Origin of the sequence: Methanobrevibacter sp. (genome assembly GCF_045120835.1) — an archaeon.
Classification (GTDB): domain Archaea; phylum Methanobacteriota; class Methanobacteria; order Methanobacteriales; family Methanobacteriaceae; genus Methanocatella.
In genome coordinates, this window is sequence record NZ_JBGVFE010000004.1 from 1 (window position 1) to 5,362 (window position 5,362).

The 5,362-nt window shown below is 33.3% G+C and carries 6 protein-coding genes and 1 pseudogene; 4 read left to right on the forward strand and 3 right to left on the reverse strand.

Annotation, left to right across the window (positions count from 1 at the left end):
- The first annotated feature begins 312 nt into the window (after positions 1-312).
- The gene (locus ACJMLO_RS00365) at positions 313-960 is read left to right on the forward strand and encodes a PH domain-containing protein (protein ID WP_405292806.1); all 648 of its coding nucleotides are present in this window, start codon (positions 313-315) and stop codon (positions 958-960) included.
- 55 nt (positions 961-1,015) lie between these two features.
- On the opposite strand, the gene ACJMLO_RS00370 is transcribed toward ACJMLO_RS00365, so the two are convergent.
- Entirely contained in the window at positions 1,016-1,687 is a 672-nt protein-coding gene (locus ACJMLO_RS00370) for a DUF4013 domain-containing protein (protein WP_405292808.1), read from the reverse strand.
- A 230-nt stretch (positions 1,688-1,917) separates the two neighbouring features.
- Here ACJMLO_RS00370 and ACJMLO_RS00375 point away from each other — a divergent pair, with 230 nt between their 5' ends.
- The gene (locus tag ACJMLO_RS00375; protein ID WP_405292810.1) at positions 1,918-2,424 is read left to right on the forward strand and encodes a hypothetical protein; all 507 of its coding nucleotides are present in this window, start codon (positions 1,918-1,920) and stop codon (positions 2,422-2,424) included.
- 101 nt (positions 2,425-2,525) lie between these two features.
- Here the strand turns inward: ACJMLO_RS00375 and ACJMLO_RS00380 are convergent, their stop codons facing one another.
- Both ACJMLO_RS00380 and ACJMLO_RS00385 read right to left on the reverse strand, forming a co-directional pair.
- Positions 2,526-3,344 (reverse strand): hypothetical protein, encoded by an 819-nt coding sequence (locus ACJMLO_RS00380; protein ID WP_405292813.1) that lies wholly within the window; start codon positions 3,342-3,344, stop codon positions 2,526-2,528.
- A 104-nt stretch (positions 3,345-3,448) separates the two neighbouring features.
- The gene (locus tag ACJMLO_RS00385) at positions 3,449-4,294 is read right to left on the reverse strand and encodes a pyridoxamine kinase (protein WP_405292815.1); all 846 of its coding nucleotides are present in this window, start codon (positions 4,292-4,294) and stop codon (positions 3,449-3,451) included.
- Positions 4,295-4,475: 181 nt separating this feature from the next.
- Between ACJMLO_RS00385 and ACJMLO_RS00390 the strand changes: the two genes are divergently transcribed.
- Positions 4,476-5,102 (forward strand): TetR/AcrR family transcriptional regulator, encoded by a 627-nt coding sequence (locus ACJMLO_RS00390; RefSeq protein WP_405292817.1) that lies wholly within the window; start codon positions 4,476-4,478, stop codon positions 5,100-5,102.
- Position 5,103: 1 nt separating this feature from the next.
- A pseudogene (locus tag ACJMLO_RS00395) lies at positions 5,104-5,362 on the forward strand (radical SAM protein); the annotation flags it as partial.

Below are 5,362 nucleotides of genomic sequence, written 5' to 3' on the forward strand. Positions count from 1 at the left end.
TTTTATGTCTGATGTTTTGACTTGTAAGTGTCGTATTAATCCTAATTGGGATATGAAGATTGCTTTTTGGGATGCTTTTGGAGCTTCTCGTTTTGTTAGCAATAACGTTAGACAAGAAGTTAGACAAGCAAGAATTCACAATAAAATAATCGATAAAACAAAAAAGGGACATTAAAAGAAAGAATTAGTTTTACCTAAAATTATTAGATACAGATTCAGGATGGGGAACTTTGAATGTCATTAACCGCCATATTCCTCATATCTTCAAATGTTTAAATAATATCAATTCAATATTATTAATAAGGTGATAAAATGGTTAAATATTGTAAAAATTGCGGTTCTGAATTGGAAGAAGGCTCAATTTTTTGTAATGAATGTGGAACTAAAGCCGGAGAGTCCAATCCTCGAAGCACCTTGGCAAATGATGTCTTCAGAAATTATCATATTGACATGATTGATGGCGAAGAGGTAATAAGACATTCCCAAATTCATGAAGGATGCCTAATAGTTCCGGGCATAGTTTTAGCAATTGGAATTATGTTTGGTATTGTTTCAGGGATAATGGCTGCAAGTTATGGTTATTTTCTTGGAATTGGAGCATTTTTGAACATATTTACAATTGTCGGTTTAATCTGGCTTATAATAAGGTTCATTGGATATAAGACAAATGACTTAATTCTCACAAACAAAAGGGTTTTTGGAAAATCCGGTTTGATTTCAACAACACAGATGCAGTCTTCATTAAACAAAATCGACTCCGTTTCATACAAAAACGGACTGATAGGCAAACTTATAGGATATGGGACTGTTCAGGTATCAACAACCTCATCCAGATACAAATTCAGATTCATACGTGATGGCCAATCATTGTATAATGATATATTCAATCAACTGGAAATTTCTGAATCAGAAAAAAGGGATGAAAACGCAAAGGCCATTGCCAATGCAATCAACGGTTAATTCAGTCCTTATTCTGATTTTGGAAGTTAATTTTTCTTTTTTTACTTTTTTTAAGCTAAGTAATCTTATCTTTGTTGTCGGTGTAGACTTTGTAAATCCGACCCATACCACGGTACTCAACAATGAATGCAAAGAAGGATGAAAATGTACCTATAATAACATTAAAACCATAATAAGGGTCAATAAACTTGTTGATATGGGAAAAAACAATTATCACTAAAATAATCTTTGTATAGGCGATTGTATATTTTTTCCATCCGATGATGTCAATCTCATGCTTGATCTGGGCAAAATTAAATAGGTGTCTTAGGTTTTCCCCGTCTGCAAGTCTTGCCAATGACAATTCCATGAAAAATGTTGTAACATATGTTACGATTATTCCCGAAATGGTAAAAATCATGAAACTGACTGCGTCATGATGATAAATAAGCATTAATGTTTTGTGATATTCCAAAAAGAAATCCTCAAGATCAAAGGTTGGAAAATTTAGAGCGGAAGCAATTAAAACCAATATGCCAATCTGAATCAACAGATAAAATACATTGATTATTGTACCTTTAAGTCCCAAAATAATCACTTTTTTAGGAAGTATCTTAGGTAGGCAGGTTCCTCCCCTAATTACATCCTGAATGATTTGCAGACCATATCCCATTATCAATATTGAAAAAATCCACGTGCCACAATTATAAACGGGATCATTAATAATGTCTGTAACATATTCCAACATTAAAAATAGAATTATGATAAAAAGAAAGAACCATTTGTTTTTCAAGCAATATTTAAGAGAACCTTTTACAACAGCCATTGGCATTTTTCATACCTCATAGGATTATTTGTATTTACTTGTTAATAATATTTAGTAAATTTTGTAAAATCTTGAATTGATTAGTGGATTTTTTTAAATAAATATATAAATACTTTTCCTTACAAATCTAATTAATACCAAAAGGTGAAAATATGAATAAGAAAATAATGTTTTTAGGAGTACTTATACTCACTATCTGTATTTCAATTAGTGTTGTAAGTGCCGAAGGATTTGAATGGAGCTTTTCTACAAGCGAAAGCAGTAATTCTGATGGGGATGCCATTACATTTGACAATGGTAAGTTAGTAATTCAGGATATTGAATTTTCTATCCCAGACGGATACAAGGAAGTTGACAATGAAAAAGTTTTAGGTGCAAATTTAGATGATGATGACGATCAGGGTTCCCTCAAGGGTTTCAAAATATCTGCAGACACATTTAAAAAAGGCAATGATATAATAGTCGTAAAAGTCGTATACAGTGACACAACAGAAGGCGACTACACTCCTGATGATGATGCCGTAACCAAAACAATCTCCAATCAGGAAGGTTGGTTAACTCAGGATGACGGCGGAGTAATTTTCACTTACATCAAGGACAAAAAAATTGTAGAAATAGTGGCTCCTGATGAAGAGACCGTCGAGTCAGTTATCGTTTAAAACCTCAATTGGAATACTTGTAAAAATTTACAAATATTCCTACTATTATTTTTTTTTCACTAATTCTTACTTTAGTTTTTTAATGATTGGGAATGAATGGGTTAATCCTTGTTATTTTCCTGAATAAGCTCTTGCAAATTATCAAGCTTAGTGTTCATTTCTTTGAAGTTTTTTTCAAATTCTTCTATTTTTCTGCGGTAGTGGCGGATAAGAATTGCTGATGCCAACGTTGCTGTACCCACACCTGACAGCAGGTATCCTCCCCATACGAGGAATATGGAATTTATTTTTCCAAGAACGGAATGGCCCAGAACGGCATATCCGTTACTTGTAAATGCGTTTGACACCATTACTAGTGAATCCAGAGGATTGACACTTTCAGTGAGTTGTGTTGCAAAAAAGCTTAAGAATATCAGTGTAAACAATAGAAGTATTGTTATTCCCAAACCGTTTGACTCCGTATATTCTCTGAACTTGTCATAATAGACCTTAATGAAGTATAAAAATACTGGGATGTGAATCAAATCCATTATGCCAACAAGACTATTTCCAAATAGAATGTATGTTAGAGATCCGTATGGAATCAACAACAGGAGCAATATCTTGTTTTTTAAAGAGCTTGTATCCAGCTGAGTTGCAAGATATAGTGAAAGGAGCATGTCCAATATTACAAAATAAATCAGGTCAGTGTTGATGAAAATAATGGAATATAGAATATTTACAAAAAACAGTCCCATCATTATCAGATAGGATATCTGTCTTAAAGAATGAATTTCCTCTTCGGGAAAGTATTCCTTGGGATTGAATATTTTATAATTGCTATTGCGGAGTTTCTTCAAAATAAAACTGAAAATAACCATTAAAATTAAAAAAACGATTATTTCAAAAACGTACTCTAAAATATGTATATAGTATTCCAATTTTAAACACCTTGTAATTATATATTAATCAACTTTATATTAATAATTAAGTAAAAAATTAAAAAAAAGTAGTTTCAAAGAATTGAAACGTAAAAAAATCATTACTAAACTGATTTCAACAGATGATATATCTCGGGAATTGCCTGTTCGAATTTGACTCCATACTTATGATTTTCATCACCGACGGTTTTTTCAATCGCTATTTTTGTAAACTCCCCTGCAATTTTTGCCGCCTGAGTTGGAGATTTTCCGAGCATTGTTGAACCAACAAATGAGGAAGCGAAAACGTCCCCTGTTCCATGGGATACATAATCCACTTTTTCGTTGAAAACGAATTCAGCTGAAGAGTCCTCTTTGTTGAAAACGATCATTCCCAAATTGTTTTCCTTATGTGTATCGCCCTTTAGGATTACGTATTTGTTTGTAAAATCTGAAAGCTCACTAGCTATTTCCAGCATTTCCTCTTTTGTAAATTCCTCTTTCCAAGGTTTGTGCAATAGGTAGCAGGCTTCGGTAGTGTTTGGAAGGATATAATCCCCAAGTTTACAAAGCTCTCCCATCTTATCTGCAAATTCCTGGTCAAATCCATTATAGAATTCGCCATGATCCGCCATGGCAGGGTCAACGAATACAAGTCCGTCAGGCTTTAGCCTTGAATCGATGATGTCTTTAATGTAGTCCATTTGGTCTGCAGATGCAATGAATCCGGTATATATTGCATCGAAATATATTCCTTCTTTTTCCCAATGTTTTCGAATTTCAGGAAGGTCTTCAGTCAAATCCCTGACTGTAAATCCTTCAAAGCCTGAAGTATGTGTGGATAAGACAGCTGAAGGAAGTATTGCAGTTTCAATGCCAAAAGCAGATACTACAGGTAGCGCTACTGTTATTGAGCATTGTCCGTAACATGAGATGTCTTGAATTGTCAGTATCTTTATTGTTTCACTCATTTCTCTAACCTTCTTATTTTAAATTTTAATAAGTATTATTTTATCATTTTTTAATTAAAAATATACAATAATAGTATATAACACGTGATATATAAAGATTTGTTGCACAGATATGAACATTTCAGTTAATTTTATATATAAAGAAAAAAATAATATACCTAACGAACGGTAGGTAGGTAATATGAATACTAAAGAGAAAATTTTTGATGTGTCATTGGAACTCTTTTCAAAAAAAGGATACGACTCTGTTTCACTTAGAGAAATTGCAGAGGAAGTGGGAATCAAAAAAAGTTCAATTTATAGTCATTATCCCTCAAAAGAGGCAATACTGATGGACATATTTGAGTACTTCACTGACTTGTTTGAATATGATGAACAGCTGAACAGTAGGGAATTTGTCCTCTCTGAAGACAATGAAATACTGCTTGAAAACCCTGAACTCTTTTACCATCAGGGTTCTGAAGCTATAAAAGAAATGTTTTTGAACGAAAGAAACCTTAAAATCTGGAAACTGATATTTATACAGATGCATTACAATGAAGATATAAGGATGTTTTTCCAAAATGAGATACTTATAAAGCCATTGCTTTTCTGGAACGGTTTCTTTACAATTCTAAAGGAAAAGGGAATAATCAGAAAAGATTCAAATCCGAAGCTCCTGGCAAAGGAATACTATAGTTTTCCGATATATCTTCTTTTGGAGATATGTGCAAAATATGACGATATCCCAAAAAGCTGTCTGGATGATTTCTTTAAGCAAGCAGAAGATCATGCGAAATTTCTGCTTGAATGCGTAAAGGTGAAATGAAATGGAAAGCAATTTCGATTTGCAGGAATATCTCTCTAATGGTGTGGAAAACATTGTAAAGGATGCCATACGCACATCCCTGAAAAACCCCAAAGAAAGTCTATACCTACTAAAATTTTCAAAATATGCAAAAAAGGCAGGAAAAATTAGGCAAAAGTATGGTGAAGCTGGTCGGGACATTCCGGTTTTCCTGATTGCAAGCATTACAAGCAGCTGCAACCTCCATTGTGTTGGCTGTTATTCACGGGCCAATGATGCAT

Excerpts from the sequence above, each read along its gene's own strand:
- ACJMLO_RS00390 (WP_405292817.1), top strand. The coding sequence starts at position 4,476 with ATGAATACTAAAGAGAAAATTTTTGATGTGTCATTGGAACTCTTTTCA.
- ACJMLO_RS00370 (WP_405292808.1), bottom strand. The coding sequence starts at position 1,687 with ATGTTGGAATATGTTACAGACATTATTAATGATCCCGTTTATAATTGT.
- ACJMLO_RS00375 (WP_405292810.1), top strand. The coding sequence starts at position 1,918 with ATGAATAAGAAAATAATGTTTTTAGGAGTACTTATACTCACTATCTGT.
- ACJMLO_RS00385 (WP_405292815.1), bottom strand. The coding sequence starts at position 4,294 with ATGAGTGAAACAATAAAGATACTGACAATTCAAGACATCTCATGTTAC.
- ACJMLO_RS00365 (WP_405292806.1), top strand. The coding sequence starts at position 313 with ATGGTTAAATATTGTAAAAATTGCGGTTCTGAATTGGAAGAAGGCTCA.